We start from the raw sequence: 24,115 nt of genomic DNA, 5'->3' as shown, positions 1-24,115 counted from the left end.
CCGATGCGGAGGAGACCGCCGTGCTCGACGCCGCGGTCGAAGAGACGGCCGTCATGAGCCCGGCGTTCGCCGACCGCGAGCCCGCTCCCACGTCACAGTGGCCCGCTACGGTGGACGACGTGCGCACCCAGGCGATCGTGGAGTCCGCAGGGGCCGCCTCGACGTCCACCGGCGAGCGTGGCGCGCACGCCAAGAAGCGCGGGCGTGGATGGCTTGCCGTCCCCATCGTGATCGTCGGTCTCGCTGGCGTCTACGTCGGCGCGCAGGCCCTGCTGTCCGGCACGGTTCCGCGCGACACCGAGACGCTTGGCGTCCAGATCGGCGGGAAGTCCACCGGGGCCGCCCTCGCCGCGATCGATGACGCGGCCGAGGCGCTCGGGCAGTCAGACATCACGCTGACGGTGGAGGACGAGAGCGTGGGCGTGCCCGCGGCGGAGGCGGGTCTCGGGATCGATGCCGAGGCCACCATCGCGGACCTGACCGGATTCACCCTGCGCCCCGAGCGCCTGTGGCAGCACATCTCAGGCGGGGGCCACGTCGACCCCGTGCCCACCGTTGACGAGGACGCCCTCGATGCCGCGGTCGCGGACGCCGCCACGGAACTGGACCGCGACGCCGTCGACGCGAGCGTCGAGATCGTCGGCACCGCGGGAGTCGCCCACCAGGGCCGTACCGCCATCGCCGTCGACACCGAGGAGACGGCGGCACTCGTGGCCGATGCCTGGCCTGCCTCGACCACCATCACCGCCGTCGCTGACGTCACGCCCGCCGCGGTGTCGGATGAGACCGCGGACGAGTTCGCGGCCGACCTCTCGCAGCAGTTCCTCGCCGGAGACGTGACCCTGAACTCGGACAACGGCAAGGCGGTGGTCACCGCCGACGAGGTCGCGGAGCACGCCACCGTCGTCACCGAGGGCTCGCAGTTGGTGCTCCAGGTGGACGGCGAGGCCATCGCCGCCGACCTCATCAAGGCCAACCCCGACCTCGAGACCGAGCCCGAGGACGCGTCGCTGTCCTTCACCGACGACCACCAACTGAAGGTCGAGAAGGCCGTCAACGGCACCACCATCGACGCCGCGGCTCTCGGTGACGCCATCGTCGAGGCCGCGGGCACGTCCCAGCGCGCGGGCCAGGCTCCCCTCACGAAGGCTCGAACCCGACGTCACCAACAAGTCGATCGGCGCGGGCGACCTCAAGGAGATCGTGGCGTCCTTCGACACCCCGCTGACGGCCGAGCCGATCCGCACGCAGAACCTGCGCACGGCCGCGGGAGACGTCACGGGCACGGTCCTCCTGCCCGACGAGTCCTTCGACCTCTACGCGACCCTGTCGCCTATCACCGCCGCCGAGGGTTACGCCGACGCCCACGTGATCGTCGACGGCATCCTGACCTCCGGCATCGGCGGTGGCCTGTCCCAGATGGCGACCACCACGTACAACGCCGCCTACTTCGCGGGCTACGAGATCACGCGCTTCCGGCCGCACTCGGTGTGGTTCGACCGCTACCCCGCGGGCCGTGAATCCACCCTGTATGGCGACCAGATCAACGTCGAGTTCACCAACAACACGCCCTACGCCGCCGTGTTCAACAGCCTACATCAGCGGCAACAACCTTCACGTCGACGTGTGGTCCACCAAGTACTTCGAGGTTACGACCGAGGCCAGCGCCAAGACCAACATCAAGTCGCCCGGCGTGAAGGAAGTCTCGTCCGCCAACTGCGAGGCGCACGGGGCCGGGGAATCGGGCTTCACGATCACCAACACGCGCACCGTCAAGGCTCGACGGCGAGGTGGTCGCGGAGGAGCCGTTCACCTGGACCTACCAGCCCAATGACGCGGTGGTGTGCGTCTCCGACGACGAGGATTGACCGGCGACCGCCGGTGCGTCCGCGACTCCGGCACGGCGCTATGATGAAACGACCCCGAACGCCCCTGTTGGAGGAGACGAAGTGACCTACGTCATCGCGCTGCCTTGTGTCGACGTCAAGGACAAGGCCTGCATCGACGAGTGTCCTGTCGACTGCATCTACGAGGGCGAGCGTTCGCTGTACATCCACCCCGACGAGTGCGTGGACTGCGGTGCATGCGAGCCCGTGTGCCCCGTCGAGGCGATCTACTACGAGGACGATGTCCCCGACAAGTGGGCCGACTTCTACAACGCCAACGTCGAGTTCTTCTCGGAGATCGGTTCGCCCGGTGGCGCCGCGAAGATGGGTCTGATCGAGCACGATCACGACCTCATCAAGTCGCTTCCCCCGCAGAACTGACGCGGGGCGCGCATGGGCCTGAACCCGCGCTCCCTTCCCGACTTTCCCTGGGACTCGCTGACCCCGTTCCGTGAGCGTGCCGCGGCGCACCCTGGCGGGGTCGTGGACCTCTCCGTCGGTACGCCGGTCGACCCCACCCCCGAGGTGGTGCGTGCGGCCCTTGCGGCGGCATCGGACGCGCCCGGGTATCCGACGACCCAGGGAACCGTGGCGCTGCGCCAGGCCGTCGTCGACTGGTTCTCCCGCACCCGCGGCGTTCACTCCCTCACGGCCGATGCCGTGCTCCCCACCGTGGGTTCCAAGGAGTTGGTGGCGTGGCTGCCTGCGCTCCTGGGGCTTGGTCAGGGTGATGTGGTGGTGCACCCCGCGGCGGCGTACCCGACCTACGACGTGGGAGCCCGCCTGGCGGGTGCGACCGCCCTTGCGGCGGACGACGTCGCCTCGTGGGCCGGCCGGGACGATGTCCGGCTGGTGTGGATCAACTCCCCGTCCAACCCGACCGGCCGCGTGCTGGGCCGTGACGAGTTGCGTGAGATCGTCGAAGCCGCCCGCGCCATCGGCGCCATCGTCGCCTCCGACGAGTGCTACGCGGCGCTCGCCTGGGAGGAGCCCTACGCCAGCGAAGGCGTGCCGTCCGTCCTGGACCCCGCCGTCTGTGGCGGCTCTCACGAGGGGCTGCTCGCGGTGTACTCGCTGTCGAAGCAGTCGAACCTTGCCGGGTACCGGGCAGCCTTCGTGGCGGGCGACCGTGCGCTGGTGGGCTCGCTGCTTGAGACTCGCAAGCACGCAGGCATGATCGTTCCCGCCCCCGTGCAGGCCGCCACGGCGGCCGCGCTCGGCGACGATTCCCACGTGACCCAGCAGCGCGAGCGCTACCGACGACGCCGCGAAGCGCTCCTTCCTGCTGTCCGTGACGCGGGATTCTCCGTGCCCGGTTCCGAGGCCGGCCTGTACCTCTGGGCCACGCGCGGCGAGGACTGCTGGGACACCCTGGCCTTTCTTGCGGACCGCGGCATTGTTGCCGCTCCGGGCGCGTTCTACGGAGAGCAGGCGCGCGAGTTCGTGCGGATCGCCCTCACGGCCACCGACGAACGCCTTGAGCAGGCGGTTCACCGTCTTGCCAAAAATGGGTAAACTCGCGCCTAAGCGAACGCACACAATGGCGCTGCGGTGCCCTGGAGGGTTTTCGGAATGACACGAGTGGTTGACGCACGTCTTACTGTCGATGGAACGACCCGCGAGCCTGCCCATCGAGCGGTCAACCGTCGGCAATGACGGCATGGCCGTGTCGACGCTCCTGCGCGACACGGGCCTCGTGACGGTCGACCCGGGCTTCATGAACACCGCCTCCTGTGAGAGCGCCATCACCTACATCGACGGCGATGCGGGCATCCTCAAGTACCGCGGATACCCCATTGAGCAGTTGGCGGAGAAGTCGACCTTCCTCGAGGTGGCGTACCTGCTGATCCACGGCGAGCCTGCCCACGGAGGACCTCCTCAACGCGTTCAACAACCGTGTTTCGCGTCACATGCACGTCCACGAGGGCATCAAGAGCCTTCCTCGGGGCCTTCCCGCGTGATGCGCACCCCATGGCCGTGCTCTCGGGCGCAATCTCCGCGCTGTCGACGTTCTACCCCGAGTCGGTGGGGACGTCCGAGGAAGAGCTCGAGTGGCCACCGTGCTGCTGTTGGCGAAGTCCGCGACGGTCATCGCGTACCTCCAGCGTCGCGCCTCGGGCGGCGAGCTCATCGAGCCCCGCCAGGGCGGCCACTACGTCGACGAGTTCATGCGAATCTGCTTCTCGGGCGCCGACGGTGAGGCTCGATGTCGACCCCGTCATGCGCAAGGCACTCGACCTGCTCCTCATCCTGCACGCCGACCACGAGCAGAACTGCTCGACATCCACGGTTCGGATCGTCGGCTCGTCGCAGGCGAACATCTACGCCTCGGTCGCGGCAGGTGTGGGCGCGCTGTCGGGTCCATTGCACGGTGGGGCCAACGAGGCCGCCCTGCGCATGTTCGACCAGATCAAGGACTCCGGCGACACCGTCGAGCAGTTCGTCGCGAAGGTCAAGGACCGCGTCGAGGGCGCCCGCCTCATGGGCTTCGGACACCGCGTCTACAAGTCGTATGACCCGCGTGGCGCGCAGGTCAAGAAGATCGCGAACACGATCCTCGCGGAGATCGGCGGCAACAACGAGACCTTCGAGATGGCGCAGCGTCTCGAGGAGATCGCGCTGTCCGACGAGTACTTCATCGAGCGCAAGGCTCTACCCGAACGTCGACTTCTACACGGGCCTGCTGTACTCGGCGATGGGCTTCGACACGCCCATGTTCACGCCCCTGTTTGCGCTGGGCCGCATGCCCGGCTGGATCGCGCACTACCGCGAGATGCTCGCCGACCCGCGCACCAAGATCGGCCGTCCGCGCCAGATCTACACGGGTGAGACCGACCGCACCTACGCGCCCATCGCGGAGCGCTAGGCGCCCCCGAATCACCCAGATGTGGATTCGGGTGGCATCTCGGCGACGAGATGCCACCCGATCTTTCATTTCACGCCGATTCCCCAGCGGGGAGCCTACCCCTCGTCCTCCGGCGCGCTCGTCCGTAGCCAGATCTCCGCGCCGTCGCCGCCGGTGAGGGTTCCCGGCTCGGGGGTCGTCTCCACGGCATCGGCCGCCCGCACCCATGCCCCACCCGAGCCGTCGGCCACCGTCACGGACTCGCCGGCGCTGACCGCGACGGCCCACTGGGCGAGCGCCGCGGTCGCCGCATCGCTCGCGCCTGTGACCCTCAGCACCGTGTCCGAGCGCGCCCCGTCGGTCCCGGCGACCCCCACAGGCGCCAGCACGTAGGCGTCGTCACCGAAATCCGCGGCCACGCGGTCCGCGAAGGCCTGTGTCGACGTCGGCTCGCTGGCCGGGGACAGGTCGCAGGTGACGGTGCCGCCGTTGCCCGTGAGGGCCGATGCCCAGAGCCGGCCTTCCTCTTCGTGGTCGGCGTACGCCAACGGGAACCCCGAGCGCTGGACGGCCTGGGCGGCGTCGGTGATCTCCGCGTCCTGCCAGCCGTCGACCTTGATCAGCGCCTCGTAGAACCGGTCCGTGGCGTAGTAGGGGTCCATGATCTCCTCGACGCTGCCCCAGCCCTGCGAGGGCCGCTGCTGGAATAGGCCGATGCTGTCGCGGTCTCCGTAGTCGATGTTGCGCAGCGTGGACTCCTGGATCGCGGTCGCGACGGCGATGGTCGCGGCGCGGGCGGGCAGGCCCCAGCGCATCGAGCCCGCGACGATGATCGCGATGTTCTCCGCTTGCTCCGCGGTCTTGGAGTCGGTGCGCTCGCCAACCGTGACGGTGCAGCGGTCCGAGGCAAGGTACTCATCGCCGTACCGTTCCCAGATGCGGGGCACGTAGACGATCGCCGCGACCGTGACGGCGACGATGAGGAACAGCGCGAGCCAACCCGTGCCGCGGCTACGCCCCCGGCGCGCGTTCATCGAGCGGGCGCGCGTCAGTTGGCGTGGAGAGCGGCGTTGAGTTCGACTCCCGAGCCTTCGCGTGCGACGACCTCGAGGGCGCCGGTCTGGGAGTGACGGCGGAACAGCAGGTTGTTGCGGCCCGCGAGGTCCTTGGCCTTCACGATGACGGGCTCGCCGTCCTCGGTGGTCGCGCCGACGACGCGCACCTTGGAGCCCGCGGTGACGTACAGCCCGGCCTCGACGATGCAGTCGTCACCCAGCGGGATGCCGAGCCCCGAGTTGGCGCCCAGCAGCGAGCGCTCGCCGATGGAGATGACCTCCTTGCCGCCGCCGGAGAGGGTGCCCATGATGGAGGCGCCGCCGCCCACGTCGGAGCCGTCGCCGACCACGACTCCGGCCGAGATGCGACCCTCCACCATCGAGTGACCCAGCGTGCCCGCGTTGAAGTTCACGAACCCCTCGTGCATCACCGTGGTGCCCTCGGCGAGGTGCGCGCCAAGGCGCACACGGTCGGCATCGGCGATACGCACGCCGGACGGCACCACGTAGTCCACGAGGCGGGGGAACTTGTCGACGCCAAAGACGGTGAGGTGCTGACCGGCGGCACGGAAGCGCAGGCGGGTGTCCTCGAGGGTGGCGATGGCGCACGGTCCGGCGGAGGTCCAGGCCACGTTGGTGAGCGCTCCGAACAGGCCGTCGAGGTTGAGCCCGTGGGGCTGCACCAGGCGGTGCGACAGCAGGTGGAGGCGCAGGTAGGCGTCCTCGACCGAGGCGGGGGCCGCGTCGAGGTCGATGACGGTGCGCACTGCACGGACGGTGACGGCGCGCAGCGCGTCGGTGCGCTCGGCGTCAACGAGGGTGTCGGGGATCTGCTGTCCGGCGGGCGCCTCGCCCAGCGCGGGGAGGGGTACCAGGTGTCGAGGGCGACGCCCTCGGCGTCGTAGGTGGCCAGGCCGAATCCGTAGGCAGGTCGCGTCATGGCGACCATCCTACGGGCGGCCGCTGCCGGGGCCGATGAGTGCTGACGTTCCTAGGGAACCCGCTGGGAGCGGTCACGTGAGCGCTGACGTTCCTACGGCGTGGATAGGGTGGCCACATGGCCTCGATTGACCTCACCGCCCCCGTCGAACACCTTGCGGCGCAGGCTCATCGACATTCCGTCCGTGAGTGGCGGCGAGCACGCGATTGCCGACGCCGTTGAGGCGGCCCTGAGGGCGCAGGCGCCCCACCTTGCCATCACGCGGGACGGCGACGCGATCATCGCGCGCACCGAGACGGGAGCCGCCGAGCGCGTCATCATCGCGGGCCACCTCGACACCGTGCCGATCAAGAACAACGTTCCGTCGCGCTGGGACGACGATGGAGCCACGCTGTGGGGCCGCGGCGCGACCGACATGAAGACGGGCGTCGCCGTCATGCTGAGCCTCGCGGCACAGGCTCACCGCACCGACGCGTGACATCACCTGGGTGCTGTACGACCACGAGGAGGTCGAGGAGTCGAAGAACGGCCTCGGACGCCTCGCACGCAAGCACGCCGACCTGCTGCGCGCGGACTTCGCGGTGCTCTGCGAACCCACCTCCGGCGTCATCGAGGGCGGCTGTAACGGCACCCTGCGCGCCGAGGTGCGTACCGGGGGAGTGGCCGCCCACAGCGCGCGTGCGTGGAAGGGAGTCAACGCCATCCACGGTGCCGCGCCCCTGCTCGCCGCACTCGCCGCCTACGAGGCCGAGCAGCACGAGGTGGAGGGGCTGACGTACCGCGAGGGCCTGAACGCCGTCCTCGTGCGCGGTGGCATCGCGACCAACGTCATTCCCGACGAATGCGTGGTGACCATCAACTACCGCTTCTCCCCGCGTTGGAGCCTTGAGGAGGCCAAGGACCGCTTCAAGGGCTTCGTCGCAGGCGCGGGTCTGAGCGACTGGAGCCTCGAGTTCACCGACCTCTCCGGTGCCGCCCGTCCCGGCCTCGACGCGCCGCTGGCGGCCTCCTTCGCCGCGGCCGTGGCCGCCACCGGCGTGGACGCCCCGCGTGCCAAGCAGGGATGGACCGACGTGGCACGCTTCGCCGCGCTCGGGATTCCCGCCGTCAATTACGGGCCGGGCGATCCCGAGCCTGGCCCACACCGACAACGAGCACTGCCCCGTGAGCGACATCCACGCCTGTCGCGCGGGCTTGGAGGCCTGGCTCACGCACTGAGCCGGCCACCGCATCGGCCATCCCACGCACCCTGAGGAGGAACCATGAGCGAGTACCGCAAGGGCCCCGTCCTGCTTCGCGGCCCGAACATCCCCAAGACCTCGACCTCGGGGCGCCTGCTCGGCGGACAAGACGAACCCGACTGGCTGCACGGCGACCCCTGGCGCGTGCTGCGGATCCAAAGCGAGTTCGTCGAGGGCTTCGGTGCCCTCGCGGAGCCTGGGCCCCGCCATCTCGGTGTTCGGCTCGGCCCGCACCAAGGAGGACGCACCCGACTACCAGCAGGGCGTCACCGTGGGACGCCGCCTAGTGGAGGAGGGCTTCGCCGTCATCACGGGCGGCGGCCCCGGCGTCATGGAGGCCGCGAACCGGGGCGCCCAGGAGGCTGGCGGCGTGTCCGTTGGCCTCGGAATCGAGCCTCCCCTTCGAGCAGGGCGTCAACAAATACGTCAACCTCGGCATCAACTTCCGGTACTTCTTCGCTCGCAAGACCATGTTCGTGAAGTACGCGCAGGGCTTCATCGTGTTGCCCGGCGGCTTCGGCACCATGGACGAGGCTCTTCGAGTCGCTCACCCTGGTGCAGACACGCACCATCACCAAGTTCCCCGTGGTGCTCGTGGGACACGCTTACTGGGACGGGCTGGTGGCCTGGCTGCGTGACTCGATGGTGGCCGACGGCAAGGCGGCCGCCACAGACCTCGACCTGTTCCACGTCACCGACGACATCGAGGAAGCCGTGCAGATCGTCGTCGACTACGCGCGGGGAGAAGGCACCGGGCCGGTGACTGTCGAGGACGGGCCGCTGACCGAGCCAATGTGACGCGCGTCTCACTCGTTTTTGGGACGGTGGTCCCAAAGCCGTAGAATGGTGGGCGGTGCCGCGCGCCTGCGCGGTCCGGCTGGTGAGTTCCGAGGAGAGACGCATATGGCTGCGATGAAGCCCCGTACCGGTGACGGCCCCATGGAGGTCGTGAAGGAGGGTCGCGGCTATGTGATGCGCGTTCCGCTCGAGGGCGGTGGCCGTCTGGTCGTCGAGATCAACGCCGACGAGGTCGCGGCTCTGCGCGACGCCCTCGCGGGCGCCCTCCAGTAGGGAATTCCCTCACCCCTTCTTTTCGCCTCAGTCCGGACGGCCGATGCACGGGTCGCCCGGACTTTGGTGTGTCCGGAGGCGGGGTGGAGCCTTGTCGGGCCTACGGGGTGTTCTTGACCGCGACCAGGAGGCCGTCGCCCGAGGGCGTCATCACGGCGGTGAGGCGTTCGTCGTCGCGCACCAGGCTTCAACGTGGAGCGCACTGCGGTCGTGGACTCGTCGCGCTGCGCCGGGTCGGGGACACGTCCGTGCCACAGGGCGTTGTCGAGCACGACCATGCCACCCACGCGTAGCAGGCGCAGCGCCTGCTCAAGGTACTGCGGGTACTCGGCCTTGCGTGCGTCGATCAGGACCAGGTCGTAGCCGGCGTCGGTCAGGCGCGGCAACACCTCAAGCGCGCGACCGGTGATCATGCGGGCGCGCTCGGGGCGAATCCCCGCGGCGGCAAGCGTGCGCTTGGCGGCCTTGTGGTGCTCGGGCTCCACGTCGATGGTGGTGATCACGCCCTCGTCGCCCATGCCGCGCAGCAGGTACGTGGTGGACACTCCCGCGCCCGTGCCGATCTCGACGATCGACCGCGCGCCGGACACCTGTGCCAGCAGGCGCAAGAGGCCAGCGCCGGGGTGAACGGGGGTGCAGCCGAGCTGATCGGCCACGTCGCGTGCCTCAAGAAGGACGCGGTCCTCGGGACGGAAGTCCTCGCAGTACGCCCAGTTCGCCGCTTCGATGCTCATCGTCAGCCTCCTGTGCGTCATCGTAACGGGAGGCGAGGGACCTCTGTCTCAGCAAACTCCCAGGAACGCGTGGGAACATGGTCCTATCGATATCCGTTGACCGTGACGTGGAGGAGGGAAAACGCATGACGCAAACACAGGAGATTGCCACCCTGTCATCCTCCGCGAGGCTCGACCGCCCCGCATGACCTGACGTGGGAGCGCATTGTCGAGGAGCACTCCGGTCGCGTGTATCGCTTGGCCTACCACCTGACGGGTAACCAGCACGACGCCGAGGACCTCACGCAGGATGTGTTCATCCGCGTGTTCAACTCGCTGTCGCAGTACAAGCCCGGCACGTTCGAGGGCTGGCTTCACCGCATCACGACCAACCTGTTCCTCGACCGCATGCGTCGCAAGAAGCGCATCCGGTTCGATTTCATGGCCGATGATGACGCGTCTGTCGCCACGTCTGACGCCTTCGACCGCCACGAGCGGTCGGGACAGCCCGAGGACGCCTTCGACATGTCCCATCTGGGTGACGACATCATCGCCGCCCTTGCCGACCTCCAGCCGGAGTACCGCGCCGCCGTGGTGCTGTCCGACATCGAGGGGCTCTCCTATGAGGAGATCGCTGCCACGCTCGGCATCAAGATGGGTACCGTCCGCTCCCGACTGTCTCGCGCTCGTGCGAAGGCTCCGTGAGTCTTTGGCTCACCGCGCGCCGACGCGAGGTGACGGGTGAGCGACGCACATCTCGGAGACCGCATCCACGACCTGCTCGACAACCGTCTGAATGCCGAGCAGTGCGCGGAGGCGATGGCACACCTCGACACCTGCCAGGACTGCCGGCTGAGGTGGGATGACCTGCGCGCAGCGCGTGAGGCGCTGCGCACGTCCTCCGCTGGCATCGACATGACTTTCGCCCGTCGCCTTCTCGACCGTGAGCGCATGGCCGAGATCGCCAAGGGCGAGTCCAAGCACGTGGCGCGTGCCGCATCGGGCCGGGGAACCCGTCCGGTGATGGTGCTCGTCGTCGTGATGGCCGTACTGGGTGCCTCCGTGGGTGTCCTGTACTCCATCGGCGCACCACCTCAGGTGACGTTCGCCTCCGCGGAGGGCTCCGCCGATTCGGCAGCCGCGGATCCGACCACGTTCCTGGAGGCCGCGTCGGTGCGCAGCGGGGAAGAGCTGCGCGACTGGGCAAGTCCCGACTGGGAGGAGTCCGACCTGGTGCCCGTGGAGGGTCGCCTCGTCACCGATGGCTCGGGTGGGACCGTGCTCGTGGTGTCGATGCTCGCCGACCTCGACACCATCGTGATCACCGAGCAGCACGGCCAATTGGCCGATGGGCTTGGGGATCATTTCGCGACGATTGACCTGGGCCATACCTCCGCGTACCTCGTGAGCGAGGACCCGCGGCAGGTGGTGTGGCAGGCGGGGGACATCGTCATCTCCGCGACGTGCGAGTGCGCCGCCGCGACCCTTGAGGCGGTGGCCTCGAGTTTTCCCTCCGACGAGTCCTCCGGGATCATGAGCCGCGTCGTTGATGGCGTGGAGCGGGTCGCGGACGTCGTCGCCGGAGACTAGACCTCACAAGGAGCCCCCATGACTGACAACCCCTTCGCGTCTCCGAACGGTGAGCAGCGTCCTTCGCAGGGCGCGGACGCCTCCCAGCAGCAGGACACCGAGGTGATCCCCACGCACGGCCAGGAGACCGACGCGCAGGTCGCGCCGACCGCGGTGCACCCGGTGACGGCGGCTCCGGTGGCACCCGCCGCACCCGCCGCTCCTGAAGCATCGGCCATGGCCGATGCCCCCGTCGCGCCTCCGGTCCCCGCCGCCACCTTGGCGCCTCAGAGCGACGGCACGATGCTGACCGCCCAGCCCGCCTACGACGGCTCGGGCTACGACGCACCGCCTGCTCCCGTGAAGGAGAAGAAGGGGCGCCTCGGCGGCGGCGCTATCGCGGGCATCGCCGCAGGTGCCCTCCTGCTCGGCCTGGGAGGCGGTTTCGCCGGTGCGTGGGCCTACGACGAGTTCGGCAGCCCCAGCGCGTCGCTGTCCGTCACAGAGGGACAGAGCGTTGACCGCGAGGCGGGCTCCGTTGCCGCAGTCGCCGCCGAGGTCATGCCGTCCGTGGTGTCGATCGAGTCGACCATGGAGGGCGGCTCCGCGACCGGCTCAGGGTTCGTCATTCAGGAGGACGGCTACATCCTGACCAACAATCACGTGGTCGACGGAGCCACCTCGATCACCGTGGTGTTCTCCGATGGCTCGGAGCACGCTGCCGAGCCTGGTCGGGGCCACCGCCGACTACGACCTGGCGGTCATCAAGGTCGATCTCGACGGCCTCACCCCGCTGACCTTCGCTGACTCTGATGAGGTGGTCGTGGGCGACGCGACCATCGCCGTCGGCTCGCCGCTGGGACTTGAGGGCACGGTGACCACCGGCATCATCTCGTCGATGCACCGTCCCGTGACCGCGGGTGACACCCAGACGCAGGCCTACATCGATGCGCTTCAGACGGACGCGGCGATCAACCCCGGCAATTCGGGCGGCCCCCTGCTGAACGCCAACGGCGAGGTCATCGGCGTGAACTCCGCCATCGCCACCCTCTCGGGGACGTCATCGGAGACCGGGTCCATCGGCCTGGGCTTCGCGATCCCCTCGAACCAGGCGCAGCGCACCGCGGAGCAGGCTCATCGAGAACGGTGTGGCCACGTACCCGGTCATCGGCGTGCAGGCTCGATGGTCGCTACACGGGCGAGGGCGTCATGGTCGTCGACGACTCCAGCGGCGTCGTCGAGGGCGGTCCCGCCGACCAGGCGGGCATCGAGGCCGGTGACGTCATCACCGCGATCGACGGCCGTCCCATCACGCAGACCGACGAGCCGATCGTCGCGATCCGCGCCAAGGCTGCAGGCGACGATGTGGTGCTCACCGTGCAGCACGGCGACTCGTCCGAGGACATCACCGTGACGCTCGGTTCGAGCGACGAAGTGACCTACGAGCAGCCGTAGCGAGGCACAATAGTCGCGTGTTTGACATCAACGGCGGGGAGCTTCTCGTCATCATCCTCGTGGCGATCGTTGTGGTCGGCCCCGAGAGGATGCCCGAGTACGCGAAGCAACTGCGCGCGTGGGTGGTGCGTGGACGCGACTACGTCAATCAGAACAAGGATCAGTTGAAGGCCGACGTCGGCGCCGATGTCGACTGGACTCAGTACGACCCTCGTCAGTACGACCCTCGCCGCATCGTGCGCGAGGCGCTCGCGGAACCGTCCGCCGCGCCCGCCGCACGAGCGGCGGGGGCGACGGCGGCCGCCACGACCTCGCCGGCATCGGCCGCTCATGCTTCTGGCCAGAGCGTGACCGCCACCGGCATCCCCTACGACGCCGAGGCCACGTAACCGCCGCCCTCCCCATGCCTGCCGAGGCGTGCCGCGCCCTCGGTGGTCGTGGGTTTCGCGCACTCGCCTGAGTTTGGGATGATGGCGCGTATGAAGCCTCGCGTGTTTTCGGCCATGCAGCCGACCTCTGACTCCCTGCACCTCGGTAACTACCTGGGCGCGTTGGTCAACTGGGTGGCCCTGCAGGACGACTACGACGCCCTCTACGGCGTCGTCGACCTTCACGCACTCACCGTCGCGCCCGAGCCCGCGCTGCTGCGTGAGCGCACGCGCCGCACCGCCGCGCAGTTCCTTGCCGCTGGCGTGGACCCCGAGCGCTCGCTCGTGTTCGTGCAGTCGCACGTGCCCGAGCATGCGGAACTCGCCTGGCTGCTGTCGACCTTCACCGGCTTCGGTGAGGCGTCGCGCATGACCCAGTTCAAGGACAAGTCCGCCAAGGTGGGGGAGTCCGGCACCAACGTCGGCCTGTTCACGTACCCGGTCCTCATGGCGGCCGACATCCTGCTGTATGACACCAACCTGGTGCCCGTTGGCGAGGACCAGCGACAGCACCTCGAGCTCTCGCGCGACCTCGCTGAGCGCCTCAACACGCGTCTTGGCGAGGGCTCGGCCGTGGTGCCGGAGCCGTACATCGTGAAGGAGACCGCGAAGATCTACGACCTCCAGGAGCCCACCAAGAAGATGTCCAAGTCGGCATCGAACGGCAAGGGCCTCATTGAGATCCTCGAGGAGCCCAAGAAGGTCGCCAAGGCCATCAAGTCCGCGGTGACGGACCTCGACACCGAGATCCGCTTCGACCGCGAGACCAAGCCCGGAGTCTCCAGCCTCCTGTCCATCTACTCCGCGATCGATGGCCGCTCCATCGACCAGGCTCGTCGAGGACTACCAGGGCAAGATGTACGGCCACCTCAAGGTGGACCTGGCCGATGCGGTGGTCGCCTACCTCACCCCGATCCGCGACAACGCGATGGAGTGGATCGAGTCGCCCGAAGGCTCGACACGGTGCTCGACGAGGGTGCGCAGAAGGCCTCCGCCATCGCGCGCGGAACCCTGGAGCGCCTCTACGATCGAGTGGGACTGCTGAAGCCGCAGCGCTGGAGGTAACTCGATGAGCGATCGCGACGACCCGCAGCGTCACGCGAGCAGCGCCGCGCATCGCACGTCGTTGTCGCACCGCGACGAACGGAGCGACGCGAGCGCCATCGACCGCACCAAGGAAGCCATCGACCAGGCCAAGGAGAAGAAGGCCTGGTTCGAGGGCACCCGTGCGGGCCGCACCCTCGAGACGATGAAACTGCGCAACGGCATGATCCTCTCGGGCGGCATCGCGTACTACTCGTTGACGTCTCTGGCGGCCGGGGTGGTGATCGCCATCACCCTGTCGAGTTACCTGCTGGCGGGCAACGAGGAATGGCAGAACCGCTTCTACGCCTTCCTCAACGACGCCATCCCCGGCGTGGTGGCCGTCGACGGCGAGGAAGGCCTCATCTCGCCCGACTCGATCGCGCCCCAGACCATCACGGGCATCGTGGGTCTCGTCTCGTTCCTCATCCTGTTCAACACCGCGACCCGGTACCTGCGTGGAGTGCGTCTGGGTGTCCGAGCGATGCTGGGGCTGACGGAGGCCAAGCCCTCGCAAGGCAAGATCCGCGACTTCATCGCGCTGTTTGCCATCATCCTCTTGGTGCTCGCAGGCATCGTGCTCCAGGTCCTTGCCTCCGAGTTCTCGTCCGTCCTCGCATCGCTGCTGTCGGACGGCTTCGCGTCCGCGTGGATCATCCGAGGACCAGCCATCGCGGTGGGCGTGCTGCTGGATGCCGCGTTCGTGGCCCTCGCCATCGTGGTGCTCGGGCGCTATCAGGGCCCCGTGCGGCCACTGCTGTGGACGCTGCTGGTCTCAGCGCTCGCGATCGGCATCCTGCGCCAGGGCGTGTCGTTCATGGTGGCGTCGGTGTCCAGTGACCCGGTGCTCGGCTCCGTGACAGCGGTGTTCACCATCATGATCTTTGTGGACTTCACGGCGCGCATCATGATGTTCGCTGCCGCATGGCTCGGCACACATCCCGATGTCATGACCGGCGACGAGGATGAGCCCGAGGTGGGGGACATGGACACTCCCGCTCGACGTCATCACGGCTCCGTGACCACGGCGCGCGCCACCGGAAGGCGGCAGGCCTAGCGCCAATGGCCAAGGACCAGTACATTTCCTGGGTTGCCATCCCATCTTCCTGAGGAGAATTGCGTGTCCGACACCGATCCGTTCAAGAACCCTTCGTCCGGCTCCTTGAACGGCGCCGAGCCTTCCCGCCACGGAGCCGATGCCGACCACGCCCGCTCCGTATGGTGCCGCCCCGGCACCCTCCTGGGCGCCGCAGACGGACGCCGCTGCTCAGCAGCCGCAGTACACCCAGAACTCCTACGGCACGGCCGATGCCTCGCAGGCCTCGGCGGGCGACAACGGATACGCGCCTCCCGCCTACGCCGCGCATCCCCCGTATGCCGCTCCCGCTGGGAGCCAGGCATACGGCCAGAACACCTCCGGCGCCTCCCGCCCCGCTGGCTTTGACGGTGTGTCGATCGCCGCGCTCGTCACGGGCCTGCTCGGCTTCGCGTTCGTCGCCATCGTCCTCGGCGCCGTGGGCATGCGTCGCACGGCGCAGGCGGTCCGCAAGGGCACCTGGATGGCCGTGACCGGCCTGGTCCTTGGCATCATCGCGACCATCGCATGGACCGCGGTGATTACCGGCGTCATCGTCGCAAGTCTCGACGTTGCCGACGGGATCCAGCAGAGCATCGAAGACGGCACTGTCGATGGCTGGGACTACGACGTCAACTACGACGCCCAGAACTACGGCGACGACCCGGAACTCGATGCACTGTACGACCAGTGCGGAGCGGGAGACGACGTCGCGTGTGACGACCTGTACTGGGCGAGCACGTACGGCTCGGAGTACGAGCAGTTTGCGTCCGACTGCGGCGGGCGAGGCATGCCGACGGGCCGCCTGTACTGCAACCCCGACGACCAGTGGTGATCGTTCGCCGCTGAAGCCTGACCGCAATGCAGAAGGGTGGTGCCCCGACGGGGCACCACCCTTCTGTCTGTCTAGCGGAGGCGTGTGTCACGACTGTCTGCGTCACGACGCCAGTCGCGGCCGAAGACCTAGATCTCGCCGGTGGTCAACGCCTTCTTGACCTCGGAGATGGCCTTGGTCACCTCGATGCCGCGCGGGCAGGCCTCGGTGCAGTTGAAGGCCGTGCGGCACTTCCACACGCCCGCCTTGTCGTTGAGGATCTCGAGACGGTCCCACTCGCCCTCGTCGCGCGAGTCGAAGATGAAACGGTGGGCACCCACGATGGCCTGGGGCCCGAAGTACTGGCCGTCGGTCCAAAACACGGGGCAGGCTCGTGGTGCACGCCGCGCACAGGATGCACTTGGTGGTGTCATCGAACTTGGCGCGGTCCTCGGGCGACTGGAGACGCTCGCGCTCGGGCGTAGGGCCGCTGGTCATGAGGAACGGCATGATCTCGCGGTAGGAGGCGAAGAACGGCTCCATGTCGACGATGAGGTCCTTCTCGACCGGCAGGCCCTTGAGAGGCTCGACGGTGATGGGACGTGCCGGGTTGAGGTCCTTGAGCAGCGTCTTGCAGGCCAGGCGGTTGCGGGCGTTGATGCGCATGGCGTCCGAGCCGCACACGCCGTGCGCGCACGAGCGGCGGAACGCGAGCGAGCCGTCCTGGTCCCACTTGATCTTGTGCAGGGCGTCGAGCACGCGGTCCGTGGCATGAGCCTCGACCTGGAACTCCTCCCAGTACTCCGTGCCGGGCTCACGGCCGTCGAGGCCGTCAGGGTCGAAGCGCAGGATCTTCAGGGTCACCGTCATCGACGGGATGGTGCCCACCTCGGCGGGTGCGTCTGCGGTTGCGGTCATGTCGGTGCCCTCCCTTAGTACTTGCGCTCCATCGGCTGGTACTTGGTCACCACGACGGGCTTCCAGTCCAGGCTCGACGGTGCCGTCGGCGCGCTTGTAGGCCATGGTGTGCTGCATGAAGTTCTCGTCGTCACGCGTCGGGAAGTCCTCACGGTAGTGGCCGCCACGCGACTCCTTGCGGGACTCGGCGCCCGCGACGACCACCTCGGACAGGCTCCAGCAGGAAGCCCAGGCTCGATGGCCTCGAGCAGGTCCGTGTTGAACCGAGTGCCGCGGTCGTGGATGGCGATGCTCTGATAGCGCTCCTGGAGGTCCTTCACCACGGCGTGCGCCTCGGCCAGTGACTCCGCGGTGCGGAACACCTGAACGTTGCGGTCCATGGTCTCCTGCAGTTCCTTGCGCAACTGAGCGACGCGCTCGGTCTTGTCACTGCCCACAGTGCTGCGCAGAGAGGCGACCGTCTCCTCAAGGCGAGCCGAGGCATCGGCCGGGAGGGCGGGGGCCTCCGCCAGGCCGTTGGCGTACTCAGCGGCGGCGATGCCCGCGCGACGTCCAAAGACGTTGATGTCGAGTAGCGAGTTGGTGCCGAGGCGGTTGGCGCCGTGCACCGAGACGCACGCACACTCGCCGGCCGCGTACAGGCCCTTGATGATGTGCGTGTTGTCGCGCAGCACCTCGCCCTGGACGTTGGTGGGGATGCCACCCATCGCGTAGTGAGCGGTGGGGAACACCGGCACCGGCTCCGTATAAGGCTCGACGCCGAGGTAGGTGCGCGCGAACTCGGTGATGTCCGGCGCCTTCTCGTCGATGTGCGCGGGCTCGAGGTGGGTGAGGTCGAGCAGGACGTAGTCCTTGTGGGGGCCGCAGCCGCGCCCTCGCGCACCTCATTCGCCATCGCGCGCGCGACCATGTCACGCGGAGCGAGATCCTTGATGGTGGGGGCGTAGCGCTCCATGAAACGCTCGCCCTCCGAGTTGCGCAGGATGCCGCCCTCGCCGCGCGCCGCCTCGGACAGCAAAATGCCGAGCCCCGCGAGGCCTGTCGGGTGGAACTGGAAGAACTCCATGTCCTCCAGCGGGATGCCCGCGCGCAGCGCGATGCCCATGCCGTCGCCCGTGAGGGTGTGGGCGTTCGAGGTGGTCTTGAAGACCTTGCCCGCGCCGCCCGTGGCGAAGATGATCGACTTAGCGCGGAAGGTGTGGACCTCGCCGGAGGCGAGCGAGTAGGCGATGACGCCAGCGGCCGAGACCTCGCCGTCCTCGCCCGCAGCCTGCGGGTCGGAGTCCAGGATCAGGTCGAGCGCGTAGAACTCGTTGAAAAACTCGACCTCCTGCTTGATGCACTGTTGGTACAGCGTCTGCAGGATCATGTGGCCGGTGCGGTCGGCGGCGTAGCAGGCGCGACGCACGGGCGCCTCGCCGTGGCCGCGGGTGTGGCCGCCAAAGCGGCGCTGGTCGACCTTGCCCTCGGGCGTGCGGTTAAACGGCAGGCCCATCTTCTCGAGGTCAAGGACCGCGTCGATGGCCTCGTTGCACAGGATCTCCGCGGCATCCTGATCGACCAGGTAATCGCCACCCTTGACGGTGTCGAAGGTGTGCCACTCGGCGTTGTCGTCCTCGACGTTGGCGAGGGCCGCCGCCATGCCGCCCTGGGCCGCGCCCGTGTGCGAGCGGGTGGGGTACAGGCTTGGTGATGACGGCCGTGCGGGCTCGCTGGGAGGCTCTCCAGCGCCGCGCGCATGCCAGCGCCGCCGGCACCCACAATGACGACGTCGTACTCGTGCTCGATAGCCACGGGTTCTCCTCTGTTACTCGAAGCAGAAAGTCGGAAGCAGCGACGGGTCGGCGTCCGCTGGGCAGGGGTCGAACGTGAACAGCACCAGGGTGCCGAGCACGATGATCACCAAGGTGGCGATGCGCAGCGCCCACTGAAGCGTGGTGCGCATCCACGGGCTGCGCGCATAGTCGTCGATGATCATGCGCATGCCGTTGGCGCCGTGGATCATCGCAAGCGTGAGCATCGCGAAGTCGAACCACTGCCAGAACGGGTTGGCGAGCCTTGCCCGCGACGAACGCGAAGTCGATCTGGTTGATGCCGTCGCCCCACCACAGGTTGATGAAGAGGTGAGTGAAGATCAGCACAATGAGGATGACGCCTGACACGCGCTGGAAGACCCACGACCAGCGCTGGGCGCGGCCGAGCGTCGAGTGGCTGACGGGACGCTTGGGGGCCGAGCTCGGGAGCGGTGCTCATCATGCACCTCCGAAGGCGTGCATCAGGTGGCGCGGCAGGAAGCCGAGCATGATGACGGCGAAGCCGATCCACACCCACCACACGAGCATCTTCTGGTGACGCAGCGCCCAGGTGGACCGGTCGACGGCGATAACGCGCAGGCCATTCAGCGCGTGCAGCGCGATGGCGGCGACAAGGCCGGCCTCGACGATCGCGTAGAGCGGTGTCTTGTATGAGCCGATGACCTCGTTATATGCCTCGGGGGACACGCGCACAAGCGCGGTGTCGAGGACGTGGACGAGCAGAAAGAAGAAGATTGCGACGCCGGTGGTGCGATGCACCACCCACATCCACATCCCCTCGTGGCCCCTGTACAGCGTCGTCGCTGGCGACACGGAGACTCCTTCGATGGTTCCGGGATTCCGCGACCCATCCTAATGTGGTCGCATGACAGCCGAGGCCACCCCCAATGATTTCGTACACGATCTAGTGGCGGTGGTGCCTGCCGGTGGAGTCGGTTCGCGCCTGTGGCCGCTGTCGCAGCCCACGCGCCCCAAGTTCCTCATCGACCTGCTCGACACCGGCGCGACCCTCATCCAGGACACGGTGGCGCGGCTTGCGCCGTTGACGGACGACGTGGTGGTGGTCACCGGTGAGCGCCACGCCGATGCTGTGGCCGCGCAGGCTTCCGCAGGTGGGCCGTGAGGCGATCATCGCCGAGCCCAGCCCGCGGGACTCGATGGCAGCGATCGCCCTGGCCGCGGCCGTGATCGAGGCCCGCCACGGCGAACGCATCATGGCGTCCTTCGCCGCGGACCACGTGATTCCCGATGCCGGGCCCTTCCGGGACGCCGTCCGCACGGCCGTCGAGGCGGCCCGCACGGGCAAGGTCGTCACCATCGGCATTACTCCCGATTCTCCGTCGAGCGCGTTCGGTTACATCAAGGCCGGAGCGGGGCTCGCGGAGGCCCCGGGTGCCTTCGCGGTGGAGGCCTTCACCGAGAAGCCCGACGAGGAGACCGCCACCGCGATGCTCGACGAGGGCGGCTACTCGTGGAATGCGGGCATGTTCGTGGTCTCGACGTCGGTGCTCCTTGCGCACCTCTCGCGCCTCCAGCCCACCCTGGCGACCGGCGTGCGCGAGATCGCGGCCGCGTGGGACCGTCCCGAGCGCGACCAAGTGCTGGCGCGCGTGTGGCCCACCCTGACCAAGATCGCCATCGACCACGCGATCGCGGAGCCGGTGGCGGCCGAAGGCGGCGTCGCCATGGTGCCGGGCGACTTCGCCTGGCATGACGTCGGCGACTTCGACTCGCTCGCCTCGCTCCTCAAGGCCGGAGACGATGGCGCCATCCGCATCGGCCGCACGTCACCCGTGTCTCTCGTCGACGCCGACGGTGCCGTGGTGGTGGGCGGAACCAAGCCGCTGGCGGTGGTCGGCATCTCCGACGCCGTGGTGGTCGAGACCGATGAGGCGATTTTGGTGACGCGACGGCCCGCCGCGCAGCGCGTGAAGGACGTCGCCCTACCGCAGTGACGCGTGGATCCCGCGTACCAGGACAGATTGATACCGAACCGTAGCCTGAACGCAACATAGCCACGCTGCTCCGAAACATGGACAGCCGTAGCATGGGCGACAACGCACCAGCCTGGCGTACCCCTACAGGCACGACAAGTGAGGAAAATCTCATGAAGACCACGATCCGTGTCGGCGCGCTCGCCGCAGTGTCCGCGCTCGCGCTCGCCGCGTGTGCTTCGGCCCCCGAGGACGAGACCAGCGACACCCCGACCGCCACCGCATCTGAGTCGTCCGCGCCGGCCGTCGAGCCCGTCGACTTCAAGGCCTGCATGGTTTCCGACGAGGGTGGATTCGACGACAAGTCGTTCAACCAGTCGGGCTACGAGGGTCTGACCCGCGCCGAGTCGGAGTTGGGTGTCGAGATCGCTGTCGCCGAGTCCACCTCGGAGAGCGACTACCCGAACAACCTCAGCGCTCAGGTCGCCGCTGGCTGTGACCTCATCATCTCCGTGGGCTTCAACCTGTCGGTCGCGACGGTCGACGCCGCGCTGGCGAACCCCGATGTCCACTTCGCGATCATCGATGACCTCGCCGACAACGACTTCGACGGCAACATCGACGCCCCGAACATCAAGCCGCTCACCTTCGAAACCGACGAGGCTGCGTTCCTCGCCGGCTACGCCGCGGCATCGGCCACCAAGACCGGCACCGTCGGCACCTTCGGCGGCATGGAGATTCCCTCCGTCACCATCTTCATGACCGGCTACCAGGCGGGCGTGGACTACTACAACGAGCAGAACGACACCGACGTGTCGGTCATCGGCATGGACTCCTTCGTCGGCAACTTCTCCGACCAGCCCGCCGGCCAGAACCTGGCGCAGGGCCAGGCTCGACCAGGGTGCGGACATCATCATGCCCGTCGCAGGCCCCGTGGGCCTCGGCGCCGCGTCCGCCATCCAGTCGGCAGGTGACGCCTGGCTGATCGGTGTGGACTCCGACTGGACCCAGTCCGCCGCTGACTACGCCGACGTGACCTTCACCTCGGTGCTGAAGAACATCGCCAACTCGGTCTTCGACACCATCGCCGAGTCGGCTGACACCGGCTTCTCGGCCGAGCCCTACGTGGGCACGCTCGAGAACGAGGGCGTCGGCGTGGCCGACTTCGCCGAGGGCACCGTCTCCGATGAGGTCCTCGCGCAGGCTGGACGAGATCAAGGCCGGCATCATCGCCGGTGACATCGAGGCGTCTGGCGCCGCCGAGTAACGAGCAATACCAGGGGTGTGAGCCCCAAGAAAGGGGCGTGCCGCGTGGACGCGGCACGCCCCTCGTGCTTGACTTGAAAAGGCGGTCGCGGTGTCGCGGCCCAAGAAGGGACATCGGGCGTGAAACTGGAGCCTGCGGGGCATCACCAAGAAGTTCGGGGACTTCACGGCGAACGACAGTATTGACTTGGTGGTCGAACCAGGAACGGTGCACGCCCTGCTCGGCGAGAACGGCGCGGGCAAGTCGACCCTCATGAATGTGCTGTTCGGCCTCTACGACGCCGACGGCGGCACCATCGCGCTCGACGACGAGCCGGTCGTGTTCGCCGGTCCGGGTGACGCGATGGCAGCGGGCATCGGCATGGTGCACCAGCACTTCATGTTGGTGCCGGTCTTCACCGTCGCAGAGTCGGTGATGCTGGGCCACGAGGAGGTCCGCGGTCCCGCCAAGGCTCCTCGATCTCGCCTCGGCCCGCGCCCGCGTCAAGGAGATCTCGGACAAGTTTGGCTTCCACATCGATCCGGACGCCGTCATCGAGGACCTGTCCGTCGGAGCGCAGCAGCGCGTGGAGATCATCAAGGCGCTGTCTCAGGACGCCAAGGTGCTGATTCTTGATGAGCCCACCGCCGTGCTCACCCCGCAGGAAACGGACGAACTCCTGACCATCATCGGCCAGGCTCCGCGACGCGGGCACCGCCGTGGTCCTCATCACCCACAAGCCTGCGCGAGGTCAAAGCGATCGCCGACCACATCACCGTGATTCGTCGCGGCAAGGTCGTCGGCACGGCCGAACCCACCGCGTCGCAGGAGGAACTCGCCTCGCTCATGGTGGGACGCGACGTCTCCATGACCGTGTCGAAGGACGCCGCCCAGCCCGGCGCGCCCATGCTCGTGGTCGACGGCCTGTCCGTGGTGGACCCCGCGACGCGCGTGAAGCACCTCGATTCCGTGTCCTTCGAGATCCGCGCGGGCGAGATCCTCGCCGTCGCCGGTGTCCAGGGCAACGGCCAGACCGAACTCGCCGAGGCTATCGTCGGCATCGTTCCGGCCGCAGAGGGCAGCGTGACGCTGGATGGCGGCGCGCTCACCGGCCTGACCATCCGCCAGGCGCTCGACTCGGGCATCGGCTTTGTGCCCGAGGACCGGACCGAGGACGGTATCGTGGCCGACTTCACGATCACCAACAACCTGATCCTCGACCTGTATGACAAGGCGCCGTACTCCAAGGCCGGCGCCATCGACTCGAGGTTCGCTGCGAAGAACGCCGATGAGCAGGTGCAGCGGTTCGACGTGCGCACCACCTCGGCGGAGGCCCTCGCCGGGTCGCTCTCGGGCGGTAATCAGCAGAAGGTGGTGCTCGCGCGCGAGCTCGCACGCGACCTGAAGGCTCCTGATCGCATCGCAGCCCACCCGCGGCCTCGACGTGGGGTCCATTGAGTTTGTCCACAAGCGCATCATCGAAGAGCGGGACAAGGGCGCCGCGGTGCTCATCGTCGCCTCCGAACTCGACGAGGTCTACGCCCTCGCCGACCGCATCGCGGTGATGTACCACGGTCGCATCGTCGACATCGTGGCTCCCGACACCGACCGCGACACCCTCGGCCTCATGATGGCCGGAGCCCATGAGGAGGAGGCCGCGTGAGCGCCACGACTGAAACCGAGGCGCAGCAGCAGCCCGCAACCCCCAGCCGCGCACGCCAGGTGCTGCGCGAGATCCTCGAGAGCTCGACGCTCGTGGTCATCATGGCGATCGTGGCCGCGATGCTCATCGGTGCCGTCCTCATCGCCTTCGCTGATGACCAGGTGCGCGAGGCTTCTGCGTACTTCTTCTCGCGCCCGGGCGACACGCTCTCGGCGATCTGGGAGGCGGTCTCCGGCGCGTATGTCGCGATGTTCCAGGGTGCCGTGTACAACCCGAACGTCGACTCGTTCGCCGGGCAGATCAAGCCCTTCACCCAGACGCTGACCCAGGCGACCCCCTGATCTTCGCCGGCCTCGGTCTCGGCA

Annotated in this window: 19 protein-coding genes and 17 pseudogenes; 28 read left to right on the top strand and 8 right to left on the bottom strand. The window is 68.1% G+C overall.

From position 1 onward, the window contains the following. Positions 1 to 53 precede the first annotated feature (53 nt). The 8 genes and pseudogenes from QQK48_RS21240 to QQK48_RS19100 all read left to right on the top strand — a co-directional run. Positions 54 to 1,106, top strand: a pseudogene (locus tag QQK48_RS21240) (peptidoglycan binding domain-containing protein); the annotation flags it as partial. Next, positions 1,087 to 1,542, top strand: a pseudogene (locus QQK48_RS21235) (VanW family protein); the annotation flags it as partial. The pseudogenes QQK48_RS21240 and QQK48_RS21235, both read left to right, overlap by 20 nt. Before the next feature lie 82 nt (positions 1,543 to 1,624). Then, positions 1,625 to 1,834 carry a hypothetical protein gene (locus QQK48_RS04700; protein WP_284327648.1) on the top strand — a complete coding sequence of 70 codons (210 nt, stop codon included), beginning with the start codon at positions 1,625 to 1,627 and terminating at the stop codon, positions 1,832 to 1,834. Positions 1,835 to 1,949: 115 nt separating this feature from the next. Continuing rightward, on the top strand, positions 1,950 to 2,267 hold the full coding sequence (gene fdxA, locus QQK48_RS04695; protein WP_284327647.1) for a ferredoxin: 318 nt from the start codon (positions 1,950 to 1,952) through the stop codon (positions 2,265 to 2,267). Between the two features lie 12 nt (positions 2,268 to 2,279). Further along, entirely contained in the window at positions 2,280 to 3,401 is a 1,122-nt protein-coding gene (dapC, locus tag QQK48_RS04690; protein ID WP_284327646.1) for a succinyldiaminopimelate transaminase, read from the top strand. Positions 3,402 to 3,492: 91 nt separating this feature from the next. After that, a pseudogene (locus QQK48_RS19105) lies at positions 3,493 to 3,684 on the top strand (citrate/2-methylcitrate synthase); the annotation flags it as partial. A gap of 173 nt (positions 3,685 to 3,857) precedes the next feature. Beyond that, positions 3,858 to 4,487: pseudogene (locus QQK48_RS04680) on the top strand (citrate/2-methylcitrate synthase); the annotation flags it as partial. Next, entirely contained in the window at positions 4,399 to 4,752 is a 354-nt protein-coding gene (locus QQK48_RS19100) for a citrate/2-methylcitrate synthase (RefSeq protein ID WP_348523752.1), read from the top strand. The pseudogene QQK48_RS04680 and the gene QQK48_RS19100, both read left to right, overlap by 89 nt. 95 nt (positions 4,753 to 4,847) lie before the next feature. Here QQK48_RS19100 and QQK48_RS04670 read toward each other — a convergent pair whose 3' ends face one another. Beyond that, positions 4,848 to 5,765 carry a hypothetical protein gene (locus QQK48_RS04670; RefSeq protein ID WP_284327644.1) on the bottom strand — a complete coding sequence of 306 codons (918 nt, stop codon included), beginning with the start codon at positions 5,763 to 5,765 and terminating at the stop codon, positions 4,848 to 4,850. Positions 5,766 to 5,779: 14 nt separating this feature from the next. After that, positions 5,780 to 6,726, bottom strand: a pseudogene (dapD, locus tag QQK48_RS04665) (2,3,4,5-tetrahydropyridine-2,6-dicarboxylate N-succinyltransferase). A 127-nt stretch (positions 6,727 to 6,853) separates the two neighbouring features. Between dapD and dapE the strand changes: the two are divergent. From dapE to QQK48_RS04650, 4 genes and pseudogenes are all read left to right on the top strand, one after another. Then, positions 6,854 to 7,944: pseudogene (gene dapE / locus QQK48_RS04660) on the top strand (succinyl-diaminopimelate desuccinylase). A 204-nt stretch (positions 7,945 to 8,148) separates the two neighbouring features. Continuing rightward, positions 8,149 to 8,292, top strand: a pseudogene (locus QQK48_RS21230) (hypothetical protein); the annotation flags it as partial. Between the two features lie 52 nt (positions 8,293 to 8,344). Next, a pseudogene (locus QQK48_RS21225) lies at positions 8,345 to 8,765 on the top strand (LOG family protein). Positions 8,766 to 8,870: 105 nt separating this feature from the next. Beyond that, positions 8,871 to 9,038, top strand: a complete 168-nt coding sequence (locus QQK48_RS04650; RefSeq protein WP_084078917.1) for a DUF3117 domain-containing protein — start codon at positions 8,871 to 8,873, stop codon at positions 9,036 to 9,038. 100 nt (positions 9,039 to 9,138) lie between these two features. Here the strand turns inward: QQK48_RS04650 and QQK48_RS04645 are convergent. Further along, a pseudogene (locus QQK48_RS04645) lies at positions 9,139 to 9,772 on the bottom strand (O-methyltransferase). Between the two features lie 144 nt (positions 9,773 to 9,916). On the opposite strand from QQK48_RS04645, the pseudogene sigE reads away from it, so the two are divergent. The 9 genes and pseudogenes from sigE (at position 9,917) to QQK48_RS04600 (ending at position 16,196) form a co-directional block, all read left to right on the top strand. Beyond that, a pseudogene (gene sigE, locus QQK48_RS04640) lies at positions 9,917 to 10,496 on the top strand (RNA polymerase sigma factor SigE). Continuing rightward, positions 10,493 to 11,341 (top strand): anti-sigma factor family protein, encoded by an 849-nt coding sequence (locus QQK48_RS04635; RefSeq protein ID WP_284327643.1) that lies wholly within the window; start codon positions 10,493 to 10,495, stop codon positions 11,339 to 11,341. Before sigE ends, QQK48_RS04635 begins: the two are co-directional and overlap by 4 nt. Positions 11,342 to 11,359: 18 nt before the next feature. After that, positions 11,360 to 12,127 (top strand): trypsin-like peptidase domain-containing protein, encoded by a 768-nt coding sequence (locus tag QQK48_RS04630; protein WP_284327642.1) that lies wholly within the window; start codon positions 11,360 to 11,362, stop codon positions 12,125 to 12,127. After that, a pseudogene (locus tag QQK48_RS04625) lies at positions 12,024 to 12,368 on the top strand (S1C family serine protease); the annotation flags it as partial. The gene QQK48_RS04630 and the pseudogene QQK48_RS04625, both read left to right, overlap by 104 nt. Positions 12,369 to 12,466: 98 nt before the next feature. Further along, positions 12,467 to 12,775: a PDZ domain-containing protein gene (locus tag QQK48_RS04620; RefSeq protein ID WP_284327641.1), complete on the top strand. Its 309-nt coding sequence runs from the start codon at positions 12,467 to 12,469 to the stop codon at positions 12,773 to 12,775. Between the two features lie 17 nt (positions 12,776 to 12,792). After that, on the top strand, positions 12,793 to 13,164 hold the full coding sequence (locus QQK48_RS04615) for a twin-arginine translocase TatA/TatE family subunit (RefSeq protein ID WP_284327640.1): 372 nt from the start codon (positions 12,793 to 12,795) through the stop codon (positions 13,162 to 13,164). Between the two features lie 81 nt (positions 13,165 to 13,245). After that, positions 13,246 to 14,268 (top strand): annotated as a pseudogene (trpS, locus tag QQK48_RS04610) (tryptophan--tRNA ligase). A gap of 4 nt (positions 14,269 to 14,272) precedes the next feature. Further along, entirely contained in the window at positions 14,273 to 15,343 is a 1,071-nt protein-coding gene (locus QQK48_RS04605) for a YihY/virulence factor BrkB family protein (protein WP_284327639.1), read from the top strand. A 139-nt stretch (positions 15,344 to 15,482) separates the two neighbouring features. After that, complete coding sequence (locus tag QQK48_RS04600; RefSeq protein WP_284327638.1) at positions 15,483 to 16,196, top strand: DUF4190 domain-containing protein; 714 nt, start codon at positions 15,483 to 15,485, stop codon at positions 16,194 to 16,196. Positions 16,197 to 16,298: 102 nt separating this feature from the next. Here QQK48_RS04600 and QQK48_RS04595 read toward each other — a convergent pair. The 4 pseudogenes from QQK48_RS04595 to QQK48_RS19090 form a co-directional block, all read right to left on the bottom strand. Beyond that, positions 16,299 to 17,252: pseudogene (locus QQK48_RS04595) on the bottom strand (2Fe-2S iron-sulfur cluster-binding protein); the annotation flags it as partial. Next, a pseudogene (locus QQK48_RS21220) lies at positions 17,171 to 17,434 on the bottom strand (hypothetical protein); the annotation flags it as partial. The pseudogenes QQK48_RS04595 and QQK48_RS21220, both read right to left, overlap by 82 nt. A 176-nt stretch (positions 17,435 to 17,610) precedes the next feature. Continuing rightward, positions 17,611 to 18,833, bottom strand: a pseudogene (locus tag QQK48_RS21215) (FAD-binding protein); the annotation flags it as partial. Positions 18,834 to 18,900: 67 nt separating this feature from the next. Continuing rightward, positions 18,901 to 19,128, bottom strand: a pseudogene (locus tag QQK48_RS19090) (succinate dehydrogenase, hydrophobic membrane anchor protein); the annotation flags it as partial. On the opposite strand from QQK48_RS19090, the gene QQK48_RS19085 reads away from it, so the two are divergent. Next, a complete protein-coding gene (locus QQK48_RS19085; RefSeq protein WP_348523452.1) occupies positions 19,106 to 19,252 on the top strand; it encodes a hypothetical protein in 147 nt (48 codons plus the stop codon). The pseudogene QQK48_RS19090 and the gene QQK48_RS19085 sit on opposite strands and share 23 nt — an antisense overlap. Before the next feature lie 93 nt (positions 19,253 to 19,345). Here QQK48_RS19085 and sdhC read toward each other — a convergent pair whose 3' ends face one another. Further along, a complete protein-coding gene (sdhC, locus tag QQK48_RS04575) occupies positions 19,346 to 19,681 on the bottom strand; it encodes a succinate dehydrogenase, cytochrome b556 subunit (RefSeq protein ID WP_416814517.1) in 336 nt (111 codons plus the stop codon). A 91-nt stretch (positions 19,682 to 19,772) separates the two neighbouring features. On the opposite strand from sdhC, the gene QQK48_RS19080 reads away from it, so the two are divergent. The 6 genes and pseudogenes from QQK48_RS19080 (at position 19,773) to QQK48_RS19070 (ending at position 24,091) form a co-directional block, all read left to right on the top strand. Then, the gene (locus tag QQK48_RS19080; RefSeq protein ID WP_348523451.1) at positions 19,773 to 20,030 is read left to right on the top strand and encodes a sugar phosphate nucleotidyltransferase; all 258 of its coding nucleotides are present in this window, start codon (positions 19,773 to 19,775) and stop codon (positions 20,028 to 20,030) included. After that, positions 19,978 to 20,862, top strand: a complete 885-nt coding sequence (locus QQK48_RS04570) for a mannose-1-phosphate guanylyltransferase (protein WP_348523450.1) — start codon at positions 19,978 to 19,980, stop codon at positions 20,860 to 20,862. Before QQK48_RS19080 ends, QQK48_RS04570 begins: the two co-directional genes overlap by 53 nt. A gap of 152 nt (positions 20,863 to 21,014) precedes the next feature. Beyond that, complete coding sequence (locus QQK48_RS04565; RefSeq protein ID WP_348523449.1) at positions 21,015 to 21,815, top strand: BMP family ABC transporter substrate-binding protein; 801 nt, start codon at positions 21,015 to 21,017, stop codon at positions 21,813 to 21,815. Then, a complete protein-coding gene (locus QQK48_RS19075) occupies positions 21,757 to 22,080 on the top strand; it encodes a type 1 periplasmic-binding domain-containing protein (RefSeq protein WP_348523448.1) in 324 nt (107 codons plus the stop codon). Before QQK48_RS04565 ends, QQK48_RS19075 begins: the two co-directional genes overlap by 59 nt. 160 nt (positions 22,081 to 22,240) lie before the next feature. After that, positions 22,241 to 23,750, top strand: a pseudogene (locus tag QQK48_RS04560) (ABC transporter ATP-binding protein). Then, entirely contained in the window at positions 23,747 to 24,091 is a 345-nt protein-coding gene (locus tag QQK48_RS19070; protein WP_348523447.1) for a hypothetical protein, read from the top strand. Before QQK48_RS04560 ends, QQK48_RS19070 begins: the two are co-directional and overlap by 4 nt. The last annotated feature ends 24 nt before the right edge of the window (positions 24,092 to 24,115 follow it).

The sequence above is a fragment of the Demequina litorisediminis genome (genome assembly GCF_030161615.1).
GTDB lineage: Bacteria > Actinomycetota > Actinomycetes > Actinomycetales > Demequinaceae > Demequina > Demequina litorisediminis.
The sequence above is the reverse complement of the archived record's forward strand: the minus strand, read 5'-3'. Positions and strand labels throughout refer to the sequence as shown.

Excerpts from the sequence above, each read along its gene's own strand:
- dapC (WP_284327646.1), top strand. The coding sequence starts at position 2,280 with ATGGGCCTGAACCCGCGCTCCCTTCCCGACTTTCCCTGGGACTCGCTG.
- QQK48_RS19100 (WP_348523752.1), top strand. The coding sequence starts at position 4,399 with ATGACCCGCGTGGCGCGCAGGTCAAGAAGATCGCGAACACGATCCTCG.
- QQK48_RS04670 (WP_284327644.1), bottom strand. The coding sequence starts at position 5,765 with ATGAACGCGCGCCGGGGGCGTAGCCGCGGCACGGGTTGGCTCGCGCTG.
- QQK48_RS04650 (WP_084078917.1), top strand. The coding sequence starts at position 8,871 with ATGGCTGCGATGAAGCCCCGTACCGGTGACGGCCCCATGGAGGTCGTG.
- QQK48_RS04630 (WP_284327642.1), top strand. The coding sequence starts at position 11,360 with ATGACTGACAACCCCTTCGCGTCTCCGAACGGTGAGCAGCGTCCTTCG.
- QQK48_RS04605 (WP_284327639.1), top strand. The coding sequence starts at position 14,273 with ATGAGCGATCGCGACGACCCGCAGCGTCACGCGAGCAGCGCCGCGCAT.
- QQK48_RS04600 (WP_284327638.1), top strand. The coding sequence starts at position 15,483 with ATGCCGACCACGCCCGCTCCGTATGGTGCCGCCCCGGCACCCTCCTGG.
- sdhC (WP_416814517.1), bottom strand. The coding sequence starts at position 19,681 with ATGTGGATGTGGGTGGTGCATCGCACCACCGGCGTCGCAATCTTCTTC.
- QQK48_RS19080 (WP_348523451.1), top strand. The coding sequence starts at position 19,773 with ATGACAGCCGAGGCCACCCCCAATGATTTCGTACACGATCTAGTGGCG.
- QQK48_RS04565 (WP_348523449.1), top strand. The coding sequence starts at position 21,015 with ATGAAGACCACGATCCGTGTCGGCGCGCTCGCCGCAGTGTCCGCGCTC.
- QQK48_RS19075 (WP_348523448.1), top strand. The coding sequence starts at position 21,757 with ATGCCCGTCGCAGGCCCCGTGGGCCTCGGCGCCGCGTCCGCCATCCAG.